Origin of the sequence: Bacillus sp. FSL K6-0138 (genome assembly GCF_037982765.1) — a bacterium.
Taxonomy (GTDB): domain Bacteria; phylum Bacillota; class Bacilli; order Bacillales; family Bacillaceae; genus Bacillus; species Bacillus glycinifermentans.
In genome coordinates, this window is sequence record NZ_CP150286.1 from 2,250,180 (window position 1) to 2,269,144 (window position 18,965).

The window sequence follows — 18,965 nt, forward strand, 5'->3', positions numbered from 1 at the left end:
ACTAAAAATGTATTTTTTCTTTTAGAAATACAGAAACTAAAAAAGACCCGGCTGCTGGGAACAGTCGAGTCCTAACTGATCAAGGGGCCTGGGCAAAGGCTTCTTGATGACAGGCCTCTTCCTCTAAACCGGAGAGGCCTATTCGTTTTTTTTCTGCACCGGAAACAATGCCGTCAAGGAGGAAGTGTTACGCTTTATACATATTCCTTATCAGGTTCTGTATGATCGCAAAACTTGATTGGCTGTCCATCCCGGTCCGTGCACCACGATTGAGTTTGAAAGGCGAGAAACACCGCAGCCCAGGAGTCTTTAAACTGAATCAATATTCCTCCGTCTTTCCATGTGCCATTGTCGTTTTCCCAGCGGCTGCCTCGGGGATTGCCTTGATTCATGTGAATGTTGTGCATTCCCAGACCCGTGTCAAATTTAGAACCGTATACGTAAATTGCTGCATGTTGATCATTTTTTGCTTTATTTGCGTACTCTTCAAGAAATTCGTATAAGTCATTTTTTTCACCGGGCAAGGTATGCGGCAAAGGCGTCATGGCAGGATCGTGATTTGGGAAGCATCGAAATCGTCATCGGCATAGTAGAGAACTTTTGATTGATCCGACGATTTTACGTTGACGGCACATCGATAATGTCTGCCATTCTCACCGGCTACATAAATGTCAAGATGCGGTGTTCGGTCATTGACCGGATCTCTTTCGGTTCTCACGACGGTTCCTTTTAAAACGCCATAATGTTCTACAGGCATAAAAAGTTCCTCCTCGCATATGATCAGGGGTGAAGTAAAGCTTGGGAAACAACATGGTGAATGATTTATTCGTTGATTCCCAGAAAAAATCCTTAACCAAGAGCAGTCGCTTTAACGTTTGAAAAACAGGCCCGGCAAGTTCGATGAGAAAGTTTCATCATCAGTATTCCCCAAAAGTCTGTAAAATCCTCTTTTCATCATCATGATAGAAGTTTATTGTTTCATTTTCAGGTTGTTATTGTTGGAAATTTTCAAAAAACATTTTAAATTTCATAATAATGGAATTGTTTTGTTTACAACACTATCCAAACGAGGTAGTATTATGGTTGTTAGGTGCTTCATAACAAAATTTGACGGGGAGTGACGCTTATGAAAACCAGGCTCGTAAAGATTTTGCCGATCGCTGCTGTTTTATCGGGTTTACTAGTAACTTCACAATCCGCATCTGCGATTACCGGTTTGGCTGATAATAAAGAATCAGCGCTTGAAGTTTTGCCGGGGTACCATTTTCAATGGAAACTGCAGACAGCTTCAGATGAAGATTGGTTTCTTTGGCAAAATAATACGGAAGACAAGCATGATTTATCAGCTTCATTAACGTCTCCAAGCGGGAAGAATTTCGATTTGGAAGCGCACCATGTAACGTCGCAAAAAACGGTTGTTGTACAGGCAGAGGATCACGGTTCCGGGAAAACGGATTCGCTCCGCGTCAATGCAGTTCAGCCTGGGGAAAAGGTTTATTTAAGACTGAAGACACATGATGGTGATTATAGTACAACGAGCAATTATGATTTTACTTATTCCATTCAATGAAAAACGGCATTACATTTTGAGGTGGGACGTGAATTTTTAGAACACTCAAGAAAAGACGCCGGACTTTTACTTTCGGCCCGACGCCGATTGTCTATCTTGATAAAGATTCCTTTTTGTAGTCGATGGGGGCCTGGCCGCCATAATTTCAATAAAAAAACAGCCTTGCGAATAAGGCTGTTCGAAAAGCGAGCCCTACCAGCTCGCTTTTTTGATACCCGGAATTTGTCCTTTATAGGCAAGCTCGCGGAAGCAAATCCGGCAAAGCTTAAATTTGCGAATCACAGAGTGCGGTCTGCCGCAGCGTTCACAGCGCGTGTATTCCCGGACTTTAAATTTTTGTTCGCGCTTTTGTTTGACGATCATTGATTTTTTGGCCAATATTTTTCCCCCTTTCAAGATCATGGTTGTATATAAACATAAGTGTGTATGATTTCTGTAAACAACTAATTATAACAAATTAAATAGGATTTGTAAACTGAAGTACGGGAATCATGTAACATTCCATCTTTCGCAAATCATCGAAAAAGCCTTTATTTTTGCGTAAACGCCATTTTTAGACCGATGATGGCAAACAATGAACCTTGGATCAAGTTGATTTTTTTTGCTATGGCAGGGCGCCTTAGCAAAAATTCTCCGGCTTTCCCTGCGAATATGCTGATGATGGTGAAAACGGCCAAAGCCTGAAGCAAAAAGATGATGCCGTACATGAGCATTTGTATCGTCACATTGCCGGCTTCATTGTTGACAAACTGCGGCAGAAAAGCCAGGAAGAATAACGAAACCTTTGGGTTTAAGAGATTCATAATGATGCCTTTTCGATACAAAGATGTTAAACTCACCAAATGCTGATCGGATATATGAAAGCCTGAGCTTTTGTCCCGGAAAGACTGGTACGCCAAATATAACAAATACGCTGCTCCGGCGTATTTCAAGAAGGTGAAGGCAAGAGCCGATTTGTAAATGACCGCTGAAATTCCGACCGCTGCAGCGGAAATGTGAAAAACGAGTCCGGTGCAAAGCCCGAAGGCCGTTGATATTCCGGCGCTTTTGCCATTCGATATGCTCTGTGCCAGCACGAATAAATTGTCCGGTCCGGGCATGAGGGTCAGCAATATGGCTGCGCCTAAAAAAGATGCTGCTGATAAAAAGTCCATATGTCCCACTCCATTTCGATGCAACGTTGCTTTGTGCCATTATAACATGCAGAACGTATCGGAAGGTGCGGCTTCCATTTATATTGCGGCGGGCATATTACTAGATTTCATGCAGACGCCTAAAATCCCTTTTAAATATAGGTAAATGTTTATTAAAAAATAAGGATAACAGCCTTTTTATCCAATATTTTGGTTCTTTTTATTAGTACATGTTGTCTCTCATTCTCATAGTTTAATAGTGAGAAAGCATTAAATGAAAGAAAGGGAGAATGTCCATGTATGATCACGATTACTGCAAACCGTATGTAGCGCGTCCTATCGTCTATCCTACAAGGAAATGTGAGTATCATGAGTATTCCAAAACAATTATTCCTCATATTCATCCGCAGCATATTTCCAAAGTAAAGCATCACAAATATGAGCATGTTCATTACTATCCGACCACTTATTCCAAATACGAGCCTGAGTCACATTACCATTCACATCACGGAAAGCCCTGCAACCGCAAACACAAAGAAGAGCGGTATTAACTTTTTGGACTTTCTTAAAAAAGAATGTCTAAACAGATCTGAATATCATTTCAGAGGAAAGCACCCCTTCGGGGTGCTTTTCACTGGGATATAAAGTTAGACAAGTTCGTAGAAATGCTGTGCAAAAGATGGCCAAACTTAAAAAGGAGGGTGCTTTGTGCACCCTCCTCAAGAACAGCCGCCGAAGATTACGTCTCTTACGATGCAAACAGGGGAGACCGAACTTGAATAAAACTGTAATTAATTTTTTAGTAATAATATTTCTTATACGGTTCACACTTAAAATAATATTTTTTATAATGGTGTTTTTTGTCATATTCGTAACCGTAATCATAATCGTACTTTTTGTCATGATCATAGTCATAATCATAGTCATACTTTTTCTTATGATCATAGTCATAATCATAGTCATACTTTTTCTTATGATCATAGTCATAATCATAGTCATACTTCTTCTTATGATCGTAGTCATAATCATAGTCATACTTCTTCTTGTGATCATAGTCATAATCACAGTATTTCTTATCATGTTCAGGTTTATAATAAACCTTCTTACATTTGAACCAGTAATAGTCCTCGTGCTTCTTCTTATCGTATTCGTATTCGCTCATCAGCCATTCCCTCCTTTCTCATTTGTCTGTATATTCTATGCCCTTTATATGAAAGAGATTGTGCGTTTTAAATATATTGGAAAAACAGGCTGGTAACTGGTTTTGAGAGTGCAGTGTCAACCATCTGCCCTCCGAATATTTTCAGTCGAATGCATTACTGCTTTAAAAGATAATAGGTAAATAGAAAACCTTCATATATAATAAGAGAGAACGATTGAAGGTTCCCGTGAAAGGGGGAAGTATAACATCATGATCGACACGATGCCGAATGAGGTAAGGACAGATTGCATGAATTGTTTCGGACTGTGCTGCGTAGCGCTGCCGTATGCGAAATCCGCTGATTTTGCGTTTGATAAAGACGGCGGTGCACCTTGCCGTCATTTACAATCGAATTTCCGGTGTGCGATACACGAAGATCTTAGAAATAAAGGATTTCGCGGCTGTACCGCTTATGACTGTTTCGGCGCCGGCCAAAAGGTGTCACAAGTCACATATGAAGGTAAGGACTGGCGAAACAACCCTGAGCTGGCGGAAGAAATGTTTAACGTATTTCCCATTATGCAGCAGCTTCACGAAATGCTTTGGTATTTGCATGAAGTCCTTTCAATAGAAAGAGCGCAATCAATTCACCGGGATGCGCTTGCGATCCTTGATGAGACGGAACGTTTGACGAAACAGAGCAAGGAATTCATTTTGCAAATCGATGTGTCTGCACATAGAGCGAAGGTGAACGATGTTCTTTTGCGGACGAGTGAAATCGTACGTGCCAAATCACCGAACAAAAAACATCTGAAAAAAATCGGCCGTGGAAGCATCCTCATAGGTGCTAAACTAAGAGGTTCTGACCTAAGGGGAGCAAACTTGAGAGGCGCCGTCCTGATAGCCGCCGATCTACAGAATTCCGATCTGGGAATGGCTGATCTGATCGGGGCTGACTTTCGGGATGCCGACTTAAGCGGCGCCGACCTATCCGAAAGCATGTTTCTTACGCAGGCCCAGGTCAATGCGGCGAAGGGTGACCGGCATACAAAATTGCCGCCGGCATTAAGGGTTCCTGATCATTGGAAAGCGGCTGATTGAGTAAAAAAACCTCTTCCCGCGAAGGGAGAGGTTTTTAAAAGACGCTGCGGACCAGTCCGCCGTCTGCCCGCAACGCCGCGCCGTTGATCGCGGAGGAAAGCGGGCTGCTTAAAAACGTGACAAAGTGTGCAATTTCTTCCGGCCGGATCAGCCTTTGAATAATCGAAGTCGGACGATTTTCTTTCATAAAGCGCTTTTCCGCTTCTTCGACCGTAAGATGTTCCCCTGGATAGAGAGAGTTCAGCATCGTTTCGACTCCCTCGGTTAAGGTTGACCCCGGCATCACAGTATTTACTGTTACATTTGTGCCTGTTGTAAGCTCTGCCAGGCTTCGGGAAATGGAAAGCTGCATTGTCTTCGTTGCACTGTAATGCGCCATTTCCTGCGAAGGCATCACAGCCGCCTCACTCGCAATAAAAATGACCCGGCCTTCCTTTTTCTCTATCATGTTCTGCAAATACTTACGCGAAAGCCTTACACCGCTCATAATATTCACTTCGAAAAAGCGAAACCATTCATCATCCGGAATATCAAAGTAATCAGCAGGTTCAAAAATCCCTAAATTATTGACTAAAATATCGATCTCAGGATACGCCTCAAATAGTTCATTGCATCCTTTTTCCGTGCCGAGGTCAAAAGCGGCCGGATAAAGGACGGCTCCTGTATAGCGTTGTTTCAACCCGTCTATCGTTTGTTTGACGGTTGCTTCCCGCCGCCCGTTGATGATGACAGACGCGCCTTCTTTCGTTAAGGAAGCGGCAATCGCTTGACCGATTCCTGACGTAGAACCTGTGACCAACGCCTTTTTTCCCTGCAGATTCAGTTCCATCATACATTCCTCCGTTCCTCTTATTTATAAACAAAAATTCAGCGGATCATACTGCCACCATTATGATACAGAACAGCAATCTGCGGTAGTACGCACTTTTTTGTTCCATAGGCACTTTTTTGTACCTGACATCAAAAAGCCCTCCTGGAGGGCGGCAAAACCTGGAGGGGGATTACGGCTGCTGATTCAATTTCTTTACAATGCCTTGATCGATTTCTCTTTCGTTTACTCTTTCCTTGCTTGATACGATCTCTCTTCTGTTTTCCCAACGAATGAGATAATATTGACCTTTCTTCATTTGATCTCCGGAAGAAAGTTTCAGTTTTTTTGCTTTTCCAGTTTTATCATAACCGGTAGTATAATAAGTATACGTAATGTCTGTATATCCATCATCAGCTTTTTCTTTCGCGATTTCAGGATCTGCCGTAATTTTCACATAATAATCTTCCGTTGAATAATACGTCGAGTAAAACAAATACCCGCCTCCGAAAATGATTAATATTGCGGCGATCATTCCAAGAAAAAATTTCATTATTTATCACCTCAGGAGCCATCATACGTTAAAACTGGCGCGCGGAACTATTGATTTAGCTTACATTTTCATTACACCTATGTAAGGAGCAGCTTGCTGTTAAACGTTTGATTACAGAAAAAGGAGAGGCTTTGTCCTCTCGACTTGAGAGGGAATGATATGAAGTCAATAAAATCGATCACCGTTCATTCAAATACATATGTTGTAGGGAAAGGATGCCATCCCCCGGGATTTAAAGACGGTGCTGTCGTGGTGAAGATTACCGAAAAAAACAAGTTTTTCGGGCTGATTAGAGGTTTTGTCGTTCATTTTGATACAAAAGCAGAGCTGCATATTCATTCGAATGACGTCATTGTCGATTGGGGAGAAGGAAGCTAACTAACGGACACGGAAAATGGATATGAGATAACTTTGCTTGATAAAACAAGTTTTCGTCATGCAAAAAGGCAGCAGGATGGGCGGTGACCATTGGGATTTTAGGTGTTTGTAATAGTACATATACATACATATGAACATAGCTTAATAGTGAAAACAAACAGAAAAAAGAAGGGAGAATGTGATTCATGTATCATTGCAATGTCTTACCGCCGATCATTCATCCTACTCATTGCTGCGAACATCATACATTTTCTGAAACGATGGTTCCTCATATTCATCCCCAGCACACTACGAATGTGAACCATCACCATTTCGAGCATGTTCATTACTATCCGCACACATACTCCAGTTTTGATCCGGTCACACACCATCATACACATTGCGGAGCGCCTTGCTGCTAGTAAAGGGAATGAAATTGTATGAAGTCTCATCCAAAAAAGCATCTAAGTGAACTGCACCCCAATTGTTAGACACCATCTAACAATCGGAGGTGCAGTTTTTTATGGCTAAATTTACAGCTGAGGAAAAAATACAAGCGGTCAAAAGGTATCTTGCGGGTAGGGAAGGGCATAAAACAATCGCCAGAGAGATCGGTGTTTCGTCAGGTGTGTTTCAGGTATGGATTCGCAAATACCATTACCATGGAGAAAGTGCGTTTCAAAAACTCTATACAACCTATTCTGTAGAAGATAAACTGAAGGTACTTCACTATATGATCGAAAATGGGACGTCGATCCGTGAAACAGCCGCCATCTTCAATATTCAAGCACCTTCTACGGTGGCTCAATGGCAGAAACTGTTCGAAACCGGAGGAATCGATGCCCTAAAACCGATGAAAAAGGGGCGGCCGTCAATGACAAAGAAAAATCAAAAAAGAACGAAGAAACAAACACCGCAAGAAGGATCAGTGGAAGCCATGCAGGCTGAAATTGAACGTCTGCGAATGGAGAATGCCTACTTAAAAAAGTTGAATACCTTAGTTCAAAACAAGGAAAAATTACAAAACAAGAAAAGGCCCAAGTAGTATTTGAACTAAGGACTGAATTTCCGGTAAAAGCCCTGCTTAAACTGGCTGGAATTCCGCGCAGTACGTATTATTACTGGGTCAAAACCTTCGGTCTTCCAGACAAAGATGCCAAATTAAAAACACTGATTCAATCGATTTATCATGAACATAAAGGCCGTTACGGGTACCGCCGGATACGCGACGAGCTTAAAAACCGGGGATATCAAATGAATCATAAAAAAATATATCGCCTCATGAAGGAACTGGGGTTGAAATGTCTCGTACGGATGAAAAAATACCGTTCGTATAAAGGAGAAACCGGCACGGTGGCACCAAACAGGCTAGAGCGGAATTTCAAGGCGGAAAAGCCGAAGATGAAATGGGTAACAGATATCACGGAATTTAAATTATTTGGGGAGAAGCTCTATTTATCGCCAATGCTTGATTTATTTAATGGCGAAATCATTGCTTATACAATTGGATCCAGGCCAACGTATTCATTGGTATCCGAGATGTTGGAAAAATCATTTGAACAGCTGACAGATAAAGAAAATCTGTTGATTCACTCCGATCAGGGCTGGCACTATCAAATGAAACAGTATCGCCACGCCCTAAAGGAACGAAATATTATTCAAAGTATGTCTCGTAAGGGAAACTGTTACGATAACGCGGTCATTGAAAGTTTCTTTGGTATTTTAAAATCAGAGTTTATCCATTTCAACGAATTTCAAAGCATCGAGCATTTTAAACAAGAGCTCGTAACATATATCGATTACTATAATCACAAACGGATCAAGGCAAAATTAAAAGGCATGAGCCCAGTACAATACCGGATTCATGCCAGTCATGTTACTTGAGAAAATAAGCTGTCTAACTTTTGGGGGTCACTTCAAGCGGATGCTTTTTTTAAGTTGAAGTTTCATTCCTTATTGTACAGGTGATTCCCCATTATCTTAAAAAAAAAGGTTTCAAACAACGAAAAAATAAAAAGCGCATTTAAGGTAAATGAATGATGGAATAAGGGAGATGCAACCGGCATCAAGTAAGGGCCGGGTTCAAAGTTTACGAAGCTGAAAAGAGAATGTAAAAGTGATATTGCAAAGGGTGCGGCAAGAGCTGGGTCATATGAGAGTACGATATGGTTGCCTCTGATGATGCTGTTAAGCGGTAATGAACAGGGGAAACCTTATTTCCAGCTTAAAAAAACACCGATCGCTGTAATCGGTGTTAGAGGGTGCCAAGAGGTTCTTACTTTAGCATATTCACAAATGTTGTTTTTATTCTTTTTTCATATTGTGAACCAATCCTCATCAAAAAGATGCTGTATAAGACACCTCAATTTATAAAATATGCCATGCCAGAGACTCACAATATTTTATTCTGCTAAATGGCAAAAGGTGAATAAAATTTCAGTTTGGGGCGATGACGACCACAACAGATGCTTCACAACTCTTCATCATAATGAGGAAAACGATTTTATCCTTTTGGCTATTGATATGAAATCATTTTGTAACTATAATGGTTACAAAGGCGTGTAACAGGTCAACAGGTTAATCGGGCTGCTAAAGAAGAGGGATTTTTAATACAAGTCAATAAAAGCTCATGATGATATACATATGTGCTCAATCATTTAATTACAATGGAAAATGGAGGAATCTGCAATGAAAATGTTAGTTACCGGAGCAACAGGAAAACTCGGGTCAAAGGTGGTAAAGACGCTGTTAAAAACTGTGCCGGCAAGCCAGTTGGCCGTTAGCGTCCGCAATCCGGAGAAAGCGGAAGGATTGCAGGAGCGCGGAGTGGAAATCCGCCAAGGAGATTTTGATCGTCCGGAAACATTGGATTCCGCTTTTGCAGGGGTCGACCGCTTGCTGATCATTTCTGCAGACGGAGATAATGAAACGAGGATTCGCCAGCATACAAATGCGGTAAAGGCAGCAGAACGGGCAAAAGTAGGCTTCATCGCCTATACCAGTATAGCCAATGCCAGCGAGAGCGCGATGTTCCTTGCTCCTCCGCACGTTGCCGCGGAAGAAGCGATATTAAAAACAGGGATTCCTTACTCATTTTTACGAAACAATTGGTATTTGGAAAATGAGGCGTCAAGCATTCAGGGTGTGATGGCGGGAGCTCCCTGGGTGACATCTGCAGGAAGCGGCAAGGCAGGCTATTGACTCAGGAGGAACTGGCGTCTGCCCTTGGCGGCGTATTGGGCAAAGACGTACCGGTTCAGCAGGTTGATGACGCTCAATATGCCGATATCATGAAAAGTGCCGGCGTACCGGATTTTCTCATCCCGATGCTCGTGAATATTCAAAAAGGCATCCGGGGCGGGGCTTTGGATGTCGAGAGCAGCGATTTTGAAAAACTTCTCGGACGTCCACTTACGCCGATCAGCGAGGCGCTGACTCAAATCGTAGACGGAATAACAGAGTAGTTGAAAAACCGGCCTTTGTTCATGTCGACAGAGGCCGGCTTTATTTTTGAGACTTCCGGGATTCTCCAGTTACTTGATTTCGATCGCCGAAGCCTTGTTATCCCAATCCGAAGCCATATTAGCCGTTTTCCCGTACCAATCGGAATGTCTAAACAAGACTCCTTTTCCATACCCTTGAGTTGAAGTATGCTCCCACAGCGTCGTCGAATAGCTTGAAGAAGGTGACGCCGTACTCAAAGAGGAAATTCTGTCGTTCCAGCTGGAAGGCAGGTTTTTAAACCCGTCTCTCCAATAAATATACTGTCCGCCTTTATTTTTATATTCATAGAAATCAGTACAGCAAGGACCGGAGCCTGTGATCTTGAATTTGTCCTGAAGCCTCTGTTTGTCTTTTTCGATAAATGCCTGCAAACTTTTCCTGCTCGTAAAGCCATATGCAAGCCAATCGCCAGCTTGATTCTGTTCAGGCAGAACCATGGTTACTTTTATGTCTTTGTCGGCTTTATTACTCATGTTGATCTGGGAATCCACGTCTTTTCCATCCACTGTTACATAGTGAAACGATTCTATCGTATAATCGTTCCTTTCTTTTGCCGACACAGTGCTGGCCGGCAATGCAGAAATGAAACAGGCTGCTGCAACGATACCCATTCCCACTGTTTTTTTGAGCTTTGTCTTAAACATAACACCACTCCCTTGCTGGATTTCCCCATTTTTCAATAGGCTTGAAAAATCATAGCATTAATAAAATGAAAAACATGTCTTTTTTTGCATAAAAACTTTAAAATGAAATAAATTTACAGTTTCCAATAATTGAATTGAAAGTTGCTCAGGTAAACAAAGTTCAAGTTTCAATTTGAAGGGGGGAAAACGATGTCTAATAAAGTTAATATTTCTTATGGTCAACACCGCTCACAATATGGGGTATTACGGTTGCCGGAAAGGAAAGAACGATGCCCGGTAGTCGTTATGATTCATGGAGGGTTTTGGAAATCCAGATATGATTTAGAAGAAAACAATCCTATTGCTGAGGATTTAACTAGCAGGGGGTATGCCACTTGGAATATTGAATATCGTAGAGTTGGGGAAGAAGGAGGAGGTTGGACAGGGACATTTAATGATGTAATTGACGCTATAAATCATTTATTACAATTAAAGGAACCTTATCGTTTAGACCTATCAAATATAATGATTGTCGGCCATTCGGCAGGAGGTCATTTAGCGCTTTGGTTAGCCTCTCGATCTGCAGCAAAATCAGACCAAACATTTAATGAATTAGTTGTGTCCATTAAGAAAGTAATAAGTTTGGCTGGAGTAACTGACTTAAAAAAAATGTGGGAATTTCACAAAGAAAAAGGGATGAAAAGTCATGTATCCGCACTAATGGGTGGGGCTCCGCATGAGGTGGCTGAACGATATAAAGTTGCTTCTCCAATTGAGTTGTTACCAATGAAAATAGATCATGTTTTAATTCATGGTGTATTAGATCGGCATGTTCCAGTAGAGTTAAGTGAAAATTACTATTCAAAGGCAATAGAAATGGGCAGCAATATAAGCTTAGTTGTGCTGCCAGATGTGGAACATTTTAAAATCATTGATCCTACTTCAACAGCTTGGGATACAGTAATTGATACAATATTTTAAAGCCTAAGGGCGGAATCTTCTTGGATTTACTTATGCAAGCCGGGCTATTTCCCTTCCTTCTTGTGGGTTTAAAGGCCTAATCACTAAGATTCATTTTCATGGATAAGCAGGATTTATCCACCAATTCCCTTCTATAAAGTGGTAAACTCTATACTGATTGTAACTTTAGTATTAGAGGAGAATGTCATGAAAACTTTAGACGTTCAGGCGTTGCACAAAGCAATTGACCATACGCTGGAACAGTTAAAAAAGCAATCAGATGAAATGGCTAAAATCAAAAAAAGCGTTGAAGCCATCACATCCCTTGACGATGCTTTAAAAGGAAAAGGGGGAGACGTGATTCGTGCTTTCTACGAAGAATGCCACACTCCGTTTCTTCAGTTCTACGAAACTTTCATTGACGAATACGAATCGGCATTGAAAAAATTAAAAATGCATTGAATTCCTTGGAGCCGAATCACAACGGATATATTTCGCAATCCTTTCTCGATCACGAATTGGAGCAAGGTTTGAACGCGGCTGATCGAACAACGAAACATTTGGTGTCCAAAGCCAATGCCGCGATTTCAAAAGTCAGCCATATTGTTGATTTACCGGATTTGAATGACAATGATTTTCACGGACAGAATAGAAGAGCATTGAAAGACATCAATCAAACAATTGAGAAGCTACATACGTTTGACAGAGAACAGACAAACGCCCTCAAAACAGCTGAAAATGACCTTGAGACGATGCAGAGGTACATAACCAGGCTTGAAAAAATGTATACAGGTCCTAAAATTGAAATCACCAGCTATCAAAAAGGCTCGATTTTAAAGCCGGATAAGATGGATACTTTGAGCGGGAATCAAGAGACAGCGATGGGAGTCATGTTAGATAAACTTGATAAGAGATCAAAGCTTGAAAAAGAGATTAGCGAAGTTAGTGAACATGATATCAAAATTTCTAAGTTGAAGGAAAAACTTGATAAAACATTAGATGATGATGTATATCTTAAAATCGCTAAAGAGATTGGTTATAACAACCTTACAGCTGAACAACTGGAGCATGTGAAAACCATTGAATTTTGGAAGAATCCTCTCCAAGCGACCGTAAATAATCTGAAGGATACGATTGACGGTGCTTATGAAGGTTTTTTATCCGGTGTAGATGATGCAGAGAAGGCAGTCGGAGAATTTTTAGCCCCTGTTGATGAGGCAGGGGAAAAATATTTAGGTCCTGTATATGACCACTTCAAAGGTCAAGAAGTAGCAAAATATGATTTTTTGAAGGAAACGGGAGAAGGACTTCTGGCAATAGGAAAATTTGGAGCAGACCTTCTTTTGGATCCAAAAGAAACGATAAATACCGTTTTTGAATTCGACTACAAAAAGGCTTGGGATTCTACCTGGAACGAGGTAAAAGAGAGCTGGGATAAAAACTTTATACATGGAGATACATATTCACGGTCGCACTATGTAACTTACTTTACTTTAAATGTCGCCAGTTTATTCGTATCAGGCGGCGGCGGTGCTGTAGCAAAAAGCGGATCTGTCGCATCAAAGGTTGGAAAAGTTGGAAAAACCGCAGGGAAAGGAATAAGCAAGTCGGCGGTATCCGGAATCAAAAAAGGAATAAACGGCGCTGGAAAAGTTGGACAGGCAGCAGGTAGAAAAGTCGTAAAGGACGCCAAGGAAGTTGGAGAACTGATCAAAAAAGGGGCGTCAAAGCTAGGACAAATCCCCAATCCGCTTGCCCGTGAGCTTCTTTTAGCTGGCAATGTCCCTATAAATGTGCTTCAATTACAAAAGAATGGACATGATTTGATTCAGCAGATCAAGAAGTCTGTTGATCACCAGAAAGGCGTTAAAGGCATTGGAAAAGCTTCTGGGGAGGACAGCATCCAAAAGACGCCTAAGAGTGCGTCTGGCGGAGAAGCTAAAAATCCAAATAGACCTTCAAACCCAGAGACAAATGAGCCGATTCTTAAGGTTGAGAAGCATGAACCGGCAGCTAAAAAGGTAAGCGAACTTAAATATAAAAAAGGTTACTACGTTGAACATACAACAGGAATAATTAACAAGTTTACTGAACGTAACGGGATTAGCGGTGGGCATAATTATGATGAGTTCAAGAAATATTTTAATAGTAATTCTAACAAATATGAGTTGGAATCTGTTGTTAAAAAGAAACATCCAGATATAGAAGGGATTTTTGATATAGAATATAAAGTAAAATGCGAAAAAATGGATTACACGGGTAAAAATGGAACTGGCGAGCATAAGATATTACCTAATAAAAATAGAGTTTATAAAAAAACAGTGTATGATCCAAAAATTATTTCAAACGATGAAATCATTGATTTAAGTAAAAAAGCTATGGAAGACGGTATAAAAAATGAAAGGATAATTAGATTAGTAAAGCAAAATAAGTTAATAATACAAGGAGAAGCAGACTACCATGGTAAAAAATTAAAATTTGAAGGGATAAAGAATGTAGAAACTGACGAAATAGAAAATGCTTTTCCGGTATTAGAATGGAGGAATTAATATGAGTAAATATGAAGAATTTATCGATAAAATGCAAGAAAATAATTTAAGTAAAGGAGCAGTCATTGACGTATTGAATATATACGTCAATGGAGGATCATTTCTGAAACACTTAGAAGATTTCATAAGTAAAGATGGAGAACGTCATGATTACCATGGAGTAATTTATTCAGATGAATATGAACAAGATGATGAAGGTTATTTTGGAGAAAACAAAGTTTTATTTTATTCCGGCGACGAAGACGACGCTTGTGATATTGTTAATTATGATGAGTTGTATGAATATTTAAAAGTATCATGTGAATTTTATAGCTTCAAACACCCTGAACAAACAAATAAAGTACATCATTACTTATCGAAAATTAAAGAAAAGTATAATATCAAAAATTGAAATTCGCCCTCTAAACAGAGGGCTTTTTATAAATTTAGAATGCCCAGTTAGAAGAAAAGGTGATAAGTATGATGCACATCATATAATTGTAATTGAAATAACTTTTGCGGAGAACATGAATGGTGGAATATACATCCCGCTGGTCACTCCCACATTTTAAATTCCTTAACCAACAACTTGATTTTACAAAAAAATGTTTATAATTGAAAAGGAGACATTTGTTGCATCTTTAGTTCAGGAAAGTGTCTATTTCATTTCCACATCGACAACATCCCCAAATTTAATGAGATTGGTGTCTCCTTTTCAATCCACGATATGAAAAACCTTCCGAATCTGATTTATATAATCGATTTTTCCTTCTCTATATAAATGATTTCCCTGATTTCTGCTCGGCGAACTACACCGTGTTGTTAAACTCCATAGCCTCACTTATGATCAGTTTATATATATTCGATCTGAGACAGATCAAGCTTGCCTTTTTACACGGCTATGATTGGTTTCTAATTCCGGCAGCATCATAACTGTTCATTTGATTGTGATCCTTATGGTTATCGTCTCTCATGCTTTTCATCTCCTTAAAGAATAGGAACAAAAACCATGTTAAAAATGGCTAATCAAATAGTAGATGGCAAGGTTTTAAAATTTTTAATGACGACTTCGATGGTAAGGAAGAGATCATTGGTTCGAGTTTGTTTGGAAACCTTCAATCCAGGTGCTGAATCGATGTAATAAAATGGAGCATTGTTGGCGAATTGCCGTCCAACTCAGTCATTCAGATGTACAATTCAAAGTTCCTTGAAGTAAAGGAGGTTATCGGAATCGAATATATTTGTTTAGAAGCATTAACTACTTTGACAGGGTAGCGTTCGTTAAAAAATGAAAAAAAAAGAAGCAGCGCTTATAAAAAACTTATGGGGATAAAAAATCGAATGGAAACAATTGTTCTCGAAAAATGTTGTTTAAAACGAGTAATTTATTTACTTTCTGAAATAAATCCGCTGCCAAAATGATCAAAGATCCATGATAACCCGACCGAAATCACAAATAAAAAAAGCCAAACCCTTAAATACCAAGGATTTGACTCTCATCTTTGAATACGTCCCAGGAGAGATTCGAACTCCCGACACACAGCTTAGGAGGCTGTTGCTCTATCCACCTGAGCTACTGGGACACAGAACAATATTATAGTATAAAGCAATGAAAAAATAAAGGGGGAAAATTCAATTTTTTTCGTTTTTCAGAAGAAAGCGTGCATCCAGCCTGACTGAATGCATGCTTTTCCACCTTAGCCTTTCAGATCAATATGATGTCCTGAAACAGGGTGGGGCGCTTGTATTGCGTCGATCAATTGTTCCGCATTTTGCTTGGCGGTATCCATAGCTGTTTTCGTTAGTGAAATATTCACGTTTTGGGCCAGCGAGGATTGACTCATAGCCACCGATAAAGCTGCGATATCCAACAAAACCACCTCCTTACCATGTAATATCGGTTGAATGAAGGGAGGTCTTAATTCACATTTAATCGTTTGAATATTCAATTTTTTGATGCGGCATGATAGTATAGATTTGGAAAAGCGCTGGCGGACTTGCTGAAACAGCAGTCAGATCTCGCAAATGTACCGTCTAGCGCCTTTTCTCATCCGGCCGTTTCATTTTTTCCTCCAACAACTCAATGATTCTATTGTTTTGTTTCACCATTGTTCTCAGTATCGTGATCATCGTTCCGGAGAATCCGGTCAACATGATGAGCAGTACAATGAAGATCCACATGCAAAACACTCCGTATTCTTTTTCTTCTTTCGCAAAATTTCGTCTGTTTTTAAAAAAAAACGATATGGGAGGCTGATTCATGGATTGGCTTGAGTTTGTATCTTCGATGGTCCAGTCGTTAGCGTGGCCCGTTACATTGGCAACGATCGTATGGCTCTTAAAGGAACCTGTATCCGAACGGCTGAAGGAACTTATCAAATTAAAATATAAAGATTTCGAATTGGAATTCGGCATGCGTGTTCAGGCGCTGGCTTCGGCACGCGGCAAAAGAAACCGTGCTCTGGTGTCGATAAAGGCCGATAATCCGCCGCAAGCCGTGGTCGAAAGCGCATGGGCCGAGGTTGAGGAGGCGCTGCGTGAGGCCGCCAAAAGACTGGAATCGGATTCCGGCAGTCAGGGTGTGCTGCATGTCATCGATACGCTTTATGAACAAGGAGGGATCACGAAAGAAGCGGTGTCGGAATTAAGAGAGCTGTGGAATTTGAGATTTATGGCTACAGGCGAGATCAGTTCCGACAGTGCTTTAGAATACAGAAGCCTTTGCAGCGAAGCGGCTGAAACCCTCAGATCAGCGAGTAAAATGGCTTCAACCTTTTAAAATATCTTTTTCGTTCTTCATTTTGCGATTTTTCCCAGGATGATTATCTGCCGTCACAAATATGATATGATGGAGGCACATGAAGAAGACTAGCAAAAGAGAGGTTTTCAGTTGAATGTTAGAGAAAGCCGAATCATTATTACAGCGTTATTTTGGCTATCCGTCATTGCGGCCGGGACAGCGGGAAGCCATTCAATCCGTTTTAGAAGAGCGGGATACGGCGTGCATTATACCGACAGGGGGAGGCAAATCGATTTGCTATCAGATTCCCGCTCTGCTTTTGGAAGGTACGACACTGGTGATCTCCCCTTTAATTTCACTGATGAAAGACCAGGTGGATGCCTTAAACGAGCTTGGGATCAAAGCTTCATACGTCAACAGCTCACTCGATACCCGCAAGGTTGAGGAACGTCTTTCCATCTTAAGAGAGGGCGGGTACAAGCTGTTTTACGTCACACCGGAGCGCTTAACTTCCCCGGAATTCATCCGTGTGATTTCCAATCTTCATATTCCGCTTGCGGCGATAGATGAAGCCCACTGTATCTCGCAGTGGGGGCACGATTTCAGGCCGAGCTACAGGAATATTGAAAGCTTTTTAGGCTCGCTCGTAAGCCGTCCCGTCGTGCTTGCACTAACGGCGACCGCAACGCCTGAAGTTCATGAAGATATTTGCGAACAGCTCGGCATCCAAAAAGAAAACACCGTTTACACCGGATTTTCCAGAGACAATCTGACGTTTAAAATCGTAAAAGGTGAAAACAGGGACCGGTTCATCGAATCCTATATCGAAAAAAACCGCTCTGAAGCGGGGATTATTTATACTGCGACTAGACGCGAGGCTGAAAGAATTTCCGGAAATCTCTTGAAAAAAGGGATAGCCGCCGGGTGCTACCACGGAGGAATGAATGATGAAGAGCGGGAGCGCCAGCAGGACCTTTTTTTAAATGACAGCATCAGCGTAATGGCAGCCACTTCCGCATTCGGAATGGGCATCAATAAAACAAATATCAGGTATGTAATCCACTATCAGATCCCAAAGAACATGGAGAGCTATTATCAGGAAGCGGGACGCGCCGGACGCGACGGTCTTGACAGTGAGTGCATTCTGTTGTTTTCACCTCAGGATTTAATCGAGCAGTCTACAGACGATGAAGACATGCAGGCGCAGGAAATGAAAAAGCTGAGACAGATGGTTGATTTTTGCCATACAGAAGGCTGTCTTGAACGGTTCATTCTCGGTTACTTCGGCGAAAAACAGACCGAAGACTGCGGGAGGTGCGGCAGCTGCCTTGATACGAGAAACGCAGCAGACGTCACAAAAGAAGCGCAGATGGTATTATCCTGCATGATGAGAATGGGCGAAAGGTTCGGGAAAACTATGGTCGCACAGGTTCTTTCTGGGTCTAAAAATAAAAAAGTCATCGAAAACGGCTTTCAGCATTTATCGACGTACGGTATTTTAAAGCATCAGACCATTCTTGAGATCAGCGATTTTATAGAATTTTTGATTGCCGATGAATACATAGGGATGTCTGACGGAACATACCCCGTTCTTTTTGTGACAAATAAGGGGCGGAACGTATTGCTTGGAAGGGAAGAGGTCACCCGAAAAGAAAAGATGAAAACCGCCCAAATTGTTCAGGATGACCGGTTGTTCGAGCGTTTAAGAACGCTGCGCCGCAAGCTTGCACAGGAGCAGGGAGTGCCTCCATTCGTCGTTTTTTCTGATGAAACATTGAAGGAGATGAGCGGCAAAATGCCGTTGACCGAGGATGAATTAATGGATGTCAAAGGAGTAGGGGAGCAGAAAAGACAAAAATACGGCGCTTTATTTTTACAGGAGCTAAAAGCCTATAAAGCCGAAAATGAATGATAAAAATGTATTTGGTAAATCTCTTTATTAGAAAA

General features: G+C 41.1%; 19 protein-coding genes, 1 tRNA gene and 3 pseudogenes. 13 read left to right on the top strand and 10 right to left on the bottom strand.

The window, feature by feature from the left end:
• Nucleotides 1-194 precede the first annotated feature (194 nt).
• Nucleotides 195-757 (bottom strand): annotated as a pseudogene (locus MHB78_RS11970) (YukJ family protein).
• A gap of 369 nt (nucleotides 758-1,126) precedes the next feature.
• Between MHB78_RS11970 and MHB78_RS11975 the strand changes: the two are divergent.
• Nucleotides 1,127-1,570: a hypothetical protein gene (locus MHB78_RS11975; protein ID WP_046129521.1), complete on the top strand. Its 444-nt coding sequence runs from the start codon at nucleotides 1,127-1,129 to the stop codon at nucleotides 1,568-1,570.
• Between the two features lie 192 nt (nucleotides 1,571-1,762).
• Here the strand turns inward: MHB78_RS11975 and MHB78_RS11980 are convergent, their stop codons facing one another.
• Together MHB78_RS11980 and MHB78_RS11985 are read right to left on the bottom strand one after the other, a co-directional pair.
• The gene (locus tag MHB78_RS11980; protein ID WP_046129520.1) at nucleotides 1,763-1,948 is read right to left on the bottom strand and encodes a type Z 30S ribosomal protein S14; all 186 of its coding nucleotides are present in this window, start codon (nucleotides 1,946-1,948) and stop codon (nucleotides 1,763-1,765) included.
• Nucleotides 1,949-2,100: 152 nt separating this feature from the next.
• The gene (locus MHB78_RS11985) at nucleotides 2,101-2,724 is read right to left on the bottom strand and encodes a LysE family translocator (protein ID WP_046129519.1); all 624 of its coding nucleotides are present in this window, start codon (nucleotides 2,722-2,724) and stop codon (nucleotides 2,101-2,103) included.
• 275 nt (nucleotides 2,725-2,999) lie between these two features.
• Here MHB78_RS11985 and MHB78_RS11990 point away from each other — a divergent pair, with 275 nt between their 5' ends.
• On the top strand, nucleotides 3,000-3,254 hold the full coding sequence (locus MHB78_RS11990; RefSeq protein WP_231947352.1) for a CotD family spore coat protein: 255 nt from the start codon (nucleotides 3,000-3,002) through the stop codon (nucleotides 3,252-3,254).
• Between the two features lie 248 nt (nucleotides 3,255-3,502).
• Here MHB78_RS11990 and MHB78_RS11995 read toward each other — a convergent pair whose 3' ends face one another.
• The gene (locus tag MHB78_RS11995; RefSeq protein ID WP_046129517.1) at nucleotides 3,503-3,865 is read right to left on the bottom strand and encodes a hypothetical protein; all 363 of its coding nucleotides are present in this window, start codon (nucleotides 3,863-3,865) and stop codon (nucleotides 3,503-3,505) included.
• Between the two features lie 249 nt (nucleotides 3,866-4,114).
• Between MHB78_RS11995 and MHB78_RS12000 the strand changes: the two genes are divergently transcribed.
• Nucleotides 4,115-4,945: a pentapeptide repeat-containing protein gene (locus MHB78_RS12000; protein ID WP_046129516.1), complete on the top strand. Its 831-nt coding sequence runs from the start codon at nucleotides 4,115-4,117 to the stop codon at nucleotides 4,943-4,945.
• Between the two features lie 34 nt (nucleotides 4,946-4,979).
• Here the strand turns inward: MHB78_RS12000 and MHB78_RS12005 are convergent, their stop codons facing one another.
• The gene (locus MHB78_RS12005; protein WP_046129515.1) at nucleotides 4,980-5,774 is read right to left on the bottom strand and encodes an SDR family oxidoreductase; all 795 of its coding nucleotides are present in this window, start codon (nucleotides 5,772-5,774) and stop codon (nucleotides 4,980-4,982) included.
• Nucleotides 5,775-5,946: 172 nt separating this feature from the next.
• Nucleotides 5,947-6,306, bottom strand: a complete 360-nt coding sequence (locus MHB78_RS12010) for a YxeA family protein (RefSeq protein WP_046129514.1) — start codon at nucleotides 6,304-6,306, stop codon at nucleotides 5,947-5,949.
• 159 nt (nucleotides 6,307-6,465) lie between these two features.
• On the opposite strand from MHB78_RS12010, the gene MHB78_RS12015 reads away from it, so the two are divergent.
• From MHB78_RS12015 to MHB78_RS12030, 4 genes and pseudogenes are all read left to right on the top strand, one after another.
• A complete protein-coding gene (locus MHB78_RS12015; protein ID WP_046129513.1) occupies nucleotides 6,466-6,684 on the top strand; it encodes a hypothetical protein in 219 nt (72 codons plus the stop codon).
• Nucleotides 6,685-6,869: 185 nt separating this feature from the next.
• Nucleotides 6,870-7,085, top strand: a complete 216-nt coding sequence (locus MHB78_RS12020) for a CotD family spore coat protein (RefSeq protein ID WP_082094036.1) — start codon at nucleotides 6,870-6,872, stop codon at nucleotides 7,083-7,085.
• 101 nt (nucleotides 7,086-7,186) lie between these two features.
• A protein-coding gene (locus tag MHB78_RS12025) for an IS3 family transposase (RefSeq protein WP_099047013.1) occupies nucleotides 7,187-8,547 on the top strand; the annotation gives its coding sequence in 2 pieces (ribosomal slippage) (nucleotides 7,187-7,658 and nucleotides 7,658-8,547; 1,362 coding nt in all).
• Nucleotides 8,548-9,351: 804 nt separating this feature from the next.
• A pseudogene (locus MHB78_RS12030) lies at nucleotides 9,352-10,127 on the top strand (NmrA family NAD(P)-binding protein).
• 69 nt (nucleotides 10,128-10,196) lie between these two features.
• On the opposite strand, the gene MHB78_RS12035 reads toward MHB78_RS12030, so the two are convergent.
• A complete protein-coding gene (locus tag MHB78_RS12035) occupies nucleotides 10,197-10,778 on the bottom strand; it encodes a hypothetical protein (RefSeq protein WP_046132916.1) in 582 nt (193 codons plus the stop codon).
• 222 nt (nucleotides 10,779-11,000) lie between these two features.
• On the opposite strand from MHB78_RS12035, the gene MHB78_RS12040 reads away from it, so the two are divergent.
• The 4 genes and pseudogenes from MHB78_RS12040 to cdiI all read left to right on the top strand — a co-directional run bounded on the left by MHB78_RS12040 (nucleotide 11,001) and on the right by cdiI (nucleotide 14,690).
• Complete coding sequence (locus MHB78_RS12040) at nucleotides 11,001-11,771, top strand: alpha/beta hydrolase (protein ID WP_046132872.1); 771 nt, start codon at nucleotides 11,001-11,003, stop codon at nucleotides 11,769-11,771.
• A 186-nt stretch (nucleotides 11,772-11,957) separates the two neighbouring features.
• A pseudogene (locus MHB78_RS12045) lies at nucleotides 11,958-12,655 on the top strand (LXG domain-containing protein); the annotation flags it as partial.
• The gene (locus MHB78_RS12050) at nucleotides 12,641-14,299 is read left to right on the top strand and encodes an EndoU domain-containing protein (RefSeq protein ID WP_082094184.1); all 1,659 of its coding nucleotides are present in this window, start codon (nucleotides 12,641-12,643) and stop codon (nucleotides 14,297-14,299) included. The pseudogene MHB78_RS12045 and the gene MHB78_RS12050, both read left to right, overlap by 15 nt.
• Nucleotide 14,300: 1 nt before the next feature.
• Complete coding sequence (gene cdiI, locus MHB78_RS12055) at nucleotides 14,301-14,690, top strand: ribonuclease toxin immunity protein CdiI (protein WP_046132873.1); 390 nt, start codon at nucleotides 14,301-14,303, stop codon at nucleotides 14,688-14,690.
• Nucleotides 14,691-15,787: 1,097 nt separating this feature from the next.
• Here cdiI and MHB78_RS12060 read toward each other — a convergent pair.
• From MHB78_RS12060 to MHB78_RS12070, 3 genes are all read right to left on the bottom strand, one after another.
• A tRNA-Arg gene (locus MHB78_RS12060) sits at nucleotides 15,788-15,861 on the bottom strand.
• Nucleotides 15,862-15,975: 114 nt separating this feature from the next.
• On the bottom strand, nucleotides 15,976-16,149 hold the full coding sequence (locus MHB78_RS12065) for a YjfB family protein (protein WP_082094181.1): 174 nt from the start codon (nucleotides 16,147-16,149) through the stop codon (nucleotides 15,976-15,978).
• A 163-nt stretch (nucleotides 16,150-16,312) separates the two neighbouring features.
• Nucleotides 16,313-16,459, bottom strand: coding sequence for a hypothetical protein (locus MHB78_RS12070; protein ID WP_164918161.1), 147 nt, complete (start codon nucleotides 16,457-16,459; stop codon nucleotides 16,313-16,315).
• Between the two features lie 79 nt (nucleotides 16,460-16,538).
• On the opposite strand from MHB78_RS12070, the gene MHB78_RS12075 reads away from it, so the two are divergent.
• The gene (locus MHB78_RS12075) at nucleotides 16,539-17,057 is read left to right on the top strand and encodes a hypothetical protein (protein WP_046132875.1); all 519 of its coding nucleotides are present in this window, start codon (nucleotides 16,539-16,541) and stop codon (nucleotides 17,055-17,057) included.
• A gap of 115 nt (nucleotides 17,058-17,172) precedes the next feature.
• Nucleotides 17,173-18,930, top strand: coding sequence for a DNA helicase RecQ (gene recQ, locus MHB78_RS12080; protein WP_046132876.1), 1,758 nt, complete (start codon nucleotides 17,173-17,175; stop codon nucleotides 18,928-18,930).
• Nucleotides 18,931-18,965: the final 35 nt, after the last annotated feature.

Excerpts from the sequence above, each read along its gene's own strand:
- MHB78_RS11975 (WP_046129521.1), top strand. The coding sequence starts at position 1,127 with ATGAAAACCAGGCTCGTAAAGATTTTGCCGATCGCTGCTGTTTTATCG.
- MHB78_RS11985 (WP_046129519.1), bottom strand. The coding sequence starts at position 2,724 with ATGGACTTTTTATCAGCAGCATCTTTTTTAGGCGCAGCCATATTGCTG.
- MHB78_RS11990 (WP_231947352.1), top strand. The coding sequence starts at position 3,000 with ATGTATGATCACGATTACTGCAAACCGTATGTAGCGCGTCCTATCGTC.
- MHB78_RS11995 (WP_046129517.1), bottom strand. The coding sequence starts at position 3,865 with ATGAGCGAATACGAATACGATAAGAAGAAGCACGAGGACTATTACTGG.
- MHB78_RS12000 (WP_046129516.1), top strand. The coding sequence starts at position 4,115 with ATGATCGACACGATGCCGAATGAGGTAAGGACAGATTGCATGAATTGT.
- MHB78_RS12005 (WP_046129515.1), bottom strand. The coding sequence starts at position 5,774 with ATGGAACTGAATCTGCAGGGAAAAAAGGCGTTGGTCACAGGTTCTACG.
- MHB78_RS12010 (WP_046129514.1), bottom strand. The coding sequence starts at position 6,306 with ATGAAATTTTTTCTTGGAATGATCGCCGCAATATTAATCATTTTCGGA.
- MHB78_RS12015 (WP_046129513.1), top strand. The coding sequence starts at position 6,466 with ATGAAGTCAATAAAATCGATCACCGTTCATTCAAATACATATGTTGTA.
- MHB78_RS12020 (WP_082094036.1), top strand. The coding sequence starts at position 6,870 with ATGTATCATTGCAATGTCTTACCGCCGATCATTCATCCTACTCATTGC.
- MHB78_RS12035 (WP_046132916.1), bottom strand. The coding sequence starts at position 10,778 with ATGGGTATCGTTGCAGCAGCCTGTTTCATTTCTGCATTGCCGGCCAGC.
- MHB78_RS12040 (WP_046132872.1), top strand. The coding sequence starts at position 11,001 with ATGTCTAATAAAGTTAATATTTCTTATGGTCAACACCGCTCACAATAT.
- MHB78_RS12050 (WP_082094184.1), top strand. The coding sequence starts at position 12,641 with ATGTTAGATAAACTTGATAAGAGATCAAAGCTTGAAAAAGAGATTAGC.
- cdiI (WP_046132873.1), top strand. The coding sequence starts at position 14,301 with ATGAGTAAATATGAAGAATTTATCGATAAAATGCAAGAAAATAATTTA.
- MHB78_RS12070 (WP_164918161.1), bottom strand. The coding sequence starts at position 16,459 with ATGTGGATCTTCATTGTACTGCTCATCATGTTGACCGGATTCTCCGGA.
- MHB78_RS12075 (WP_046132875.1), top strand. The coding sequence starts at position 16,539 with ATGGATTGGCTTGAGTTTGTATCTTCGATGGTCCAGTCGTTAGCGTGG.
- recQ (WP_046132876.1), top strand. The coding sequence starts at position 17,173 with ATGTTAGAGAAAGCCGAATCATTATTACAGCGTTATTTTGGCTATCCG.